Source organism: Nitriliruptor sp., from assembly GCF_040882075.1.
Lineage (GTDB): Bacteria > Actinomycetota > Nitriliruptoria > Nitriliruptorales > Nitriliruptoraceae > Nitriliruptor.
The window spans coordinates 3,099-6,386 of record NZ_JBBEBZ010000188.1 but is presented as its reverse complement, the minus strand read 5'-3'; the positions used below and the strand labels follow the sequence as shown (position 1 = coordinate 6,386).

The following is a 3,288-nucleotide window of genomic DNA, read 5'->3' as shown; positions in this document are numbered from 1 at the left end:
CCGACGGGACCGACGGGACCGACGGGACCGACGGCTAGCCTCGCCTGCCCCTCCGAGCGAGGATCCTTCGTGCGAGCGCTCCTCGTCTTCAACCCGAACGCGACCACCACCGACGACGGGGTCCGCGACGTCATCGCGTCGGCGCTGGCGTCGACGGTCGACCTCGAGGTCGTGGCCACCAAGCAGCGGGGTCACGCCACCCACCTGGTCGCCGGCGCCGTCCACGAGGGAGTCGAGGCGGTGTTCGCCCTCGGTGGCGACGGGACCGCCAACGAGGTCCTCCAGGCCCTCGCCGGCACCGACGTCCTGCTCGGCATCATCCCCGGCGGCGGAGCGAACGTGCTGGCCCGGGCCCTCGGGCTCCCCAACGATGCCGTCGACGCGACCGCCGTCGTGCTCGACCACCTCCGCGCCGGCCGTGACCGGCGCATCACCCTCGGGCGGGCGGGGACGCGGTACTTCGGGTTCAACGCGGGCTACGGCTTCGACGCGGCGGTCGTCCGGCACGTCGAACAGCACCCGGACCGCAAGCGTCGGTTCAAGCAGGGGGCGTTCGTCTACGCCACCGCGCACGAGTGGTTCGTCGGATCACGCCGCGAGGGCACCGCGATCACGGTCCGGACCCCCGACGGCATCGACCACGGTCCGTTCGCGCTCACCCTGCTCGCCAACGCCGACCCGTACACCTACCTCGGCGACCGCCCGATGCGGGCCCACCCCGATGCCCGGTTCGAGCTCGGGCTCGACCTGCTCGCGATCCCCGCGGTCGGGACGACGGCGCTCCTGCGGATCCTGTCGCGGGCGTTCGCCGAGGGTGGTCACGTCGCCCGCGGCGAGGTGCGCTACTGGCACGACCTCGACGGCTTCACGCTCACGGCCACCGAACCCCAGCCCCTGATGGTGGACGGGGACTACGCCGGCGAGCACCGGTCGGTCACGTTCACGGCGGTCCGGGACGCGCTCCGCGTCCTCGCCTGAGCATCACATCTCGGCCGCGCACGTGCGGATGGCGCGCGAGCTGGTGCCGTCCACGTCGAGTGCGTGCTGGAGCAAGCAGAAGTCCTTGACAGCGCGAGCACGTCGGTTACGGTCCCGTACCTACACTTCGTGAAGAACTTCACGAGCGGTGCCGGAGCCTGGCGGTCCGGCCCCCGCGCACCTTCCGACGTCCTCGGACGTTGCACCACCCGGCGGCGGCCCACGGCCCCCCGGACACGGCAGCGGGCCTCCCGGCCCCCCCGGACCACGACGGCGTCGCTGACGCCCAACGGAGAGCGAACATGGACTGGCGCGGACGCGCATCCTGCACCGATGAGGATCCCGAGCTGTTCTTCCCCATCGGGACCACCGGCCCCGCCGTCGACCAGGCGGACGCCGCCAAGCGTGTCTGCGCCCGTTGCGACGTCCGCGAGGAGTGCCTCGAGTTCGCGCTGTCGACCAACCAGGACGCCGGCGTCTGGGGCGGACTGACCGAGGACGAGCGTCGCACCCTCAAGCGTGCCCGTCAGCGCCGTCGTCGTATGGCCAGCTGACACCGCGTGCCCACGCGCACCTACCTCACCACGCCACCCGGCCGGGAGCCTTCCGAGGCGACCGGCCGGTCGGCGTCGGAGGACGTCGAACGCTACGTCTCCGGCCCCACCGAACCGGTCGAGCCGAAGGTCGCCTCCCGCTGGCGCGGCCCGCTGCTGGTCGTCGTGACCGCTGCGCTGCTCGTGGCCATCCTCGTCACCATCCTGCGCGTCTCCGCAGCGTCGCAGGCACAGGACCCCTCGCTCGACGCGGGGCTCGACGCCACGCCGGCCGACGAGGGACCGACGCTGCGTGACACGATCCCCGCCCCGGGCGGGGCCCCGCAGGACGAGGGCCTCCCGGGCGAGAGCTGACCCTCCTCCGCTCGCCGTCGGTCCCCCCCGGTACGGGCCGTCAGCGCGGGAGCGGGAGCAGCGCCTCGCAGGTGGTCCCGCCGTCGGGACCTGCGCGGTTCACCTCGAGCGTGCCGCCGAGCTCGGACTCGACCAGCGTCGTCGCGATCTGCAGACCGAGGTTGGCGTCCGCCGCGACGGTCCAGCCCTCCGGTATCCCGACCCCATCGTCCTTGACCGTGAGGTGGAGGGAGGCCGGACGCCGTTCGAGATCGATGACGACCGCGCCGCCGCGCCCGGGGAACGCGTGCTCGACCGAGTTCTGGACCAGCTCGGACAGCACCAGCGCGAGCGGGGTCGCGACCTCGGCGGGCAGCTCACCCGCACCACCGGTCAGCTCCATGGTCACCGGGTGGGTGGGGTCGGTCAGGCCGGTGCCGAGCATGTCGAGCAGGCGGCCGGCGACCTTGTCGAAGCTCACCCGCTGCCGGGAATCCTGCGACAGGGTCTCGTGGACGAGCGCGATCGAGGAGATGCGCCGCACGGACTCGCCGAGCGCCAGCCGGGCTTCCTCGGAGGAGAGGCGACGCGACTGCAGCCGCAACAGCGAGGCGACCGTCTGCAGGTTGTTCTTCACCCGGTGGTGGATCTCCCGGATGGTCGCGTCCTTGTAGAGCAGCAGACGCTCGTGACGACGCAGCTCGGTGACCTCACGGATCAGCACCAGAGCACCGAGGACGTGGTGTGCGCGGGTGAGGGGGAGCAACCGACGCAGCACGACAGCGCCGCGGGCTTCGACCTCGGACTCGAGCGGCTCGCCGTCGCCGAGCGCTTCGAGCATGGCGACGTCGTCGAGATCGAAGTCGCCGAGGTTGCGGCCGACGACGTTGTCGACCACGCCGAGCCGTCGGTAGGCGCTGATGGCGTTCGGCGAGGCGTAGACCACCGTCCCGGACGGGTCGAGCCGCATCAGCCCGTCGCCGACGCGGGGCGCGAGCTCGCGTTCGGGGTCCTCGTCGGGGAACGGGAAGGCGCCCGACGCGAGCATCGCGGACAGCTCGTTGGCCGCCTGGAGGTAGGTGAGCTCGAGCTGCGAGGGAGCACGGACCATCGACAGGTTGGCCTCGCGGGTCACCACCGCGATGACGTCACCCTCGAGCGGGACCGGGATCGCCTCCTCACGCACCGGGACGCCGGTCGACCAGTCCGGCTCACCGTCCCGGACGATCTGGCCCTCGGCGAAGGCACGCGTCACCCCCGGCCGGGCATCGGCCGCGAAGGTCGTCCCGACCAGGTCCTCGTTGTAGATCGTCTGCGCCGTGTAGGGACGCATCTGCGCCACGACGGTCAGCTCGCCGGTCTCCGGGGCGCGACAGAACAGCACCAGGTCGGCGAACGAGAGGTCCGCCAGGATCTGCCAGTC

At 72.3% G+C, this 3,288-nt stretch carries 4 protein-coding genes; 3 read left to right on the top strand and 1 reads right to left on the bottom strand.

What is annotated here, in order from left to right; genetic code table 11:
* Window positions 1–69: 69 nt before the first annotated feature.
* The 3 genes from WEB03_RS13285 to WEB03_RS13275 all read left to right on the top strand — a co-directional run bounded on the left by WEB03_RS13285 (window position 70) and on the right by WEB03_RS13275 (window position 1,886).
* On the top strand, window positions 70–978 hold the full coding sequence (locus WEB03_RS13285; RefSeq protein WP_368071402.1) for a diacylglycerol kinase family protein: 909 nt from the start codon (window positions 70–72) through the stop codon (window positions 976–978).
* 302 nt (window positions 979–1,280) lie between these two features.
* Window positions 1,281–1,532, top strand: a complete 252-nt coding sequence (locus WEB03_RS13280) for a WhiB family transcriptional regulator (RefSeq protein ID WP_368071401.1) — start codon at window positions 1,281–1,283, stop codon at window positions 1,530–1,532.
* 6 nt (window positions 1,533–1,538) lie between these two features.
* On the top strand, window positions 1,539–1,886 hold the full coding sequence (locus tag WEB03_RS13275) for a hypothetical protein (protein WP_368071400.1): 348 nt from the start codon (window positions 1,539–1,541) through the stop codon (window positions 1,884–1,886).
* Between the two features lie 40 nt (window positions 1,887–1,926).
* Here the strand turns inward: WEB03_RS13275 and WEB03_RS13270 are convergent.
* A partial coding sequence (locus WEB03_RS13270) for a sensor histidine kinase (protein ID WP_368071399.1) occupies window positions 1,927–3,288 on the bottom strand: 1,362 nt, incomplete at its 5' end.

Bases quoted from the DNA above. Each gene is read 5' to 3' on its own strand.
- WEB03_RS13280 (WP_368071401.1), top strand. From the start codon at position 1,281: ATGGACTGGCGCGGACGCGCATCCTGCACCGATGAGGATCCCGAGCTG.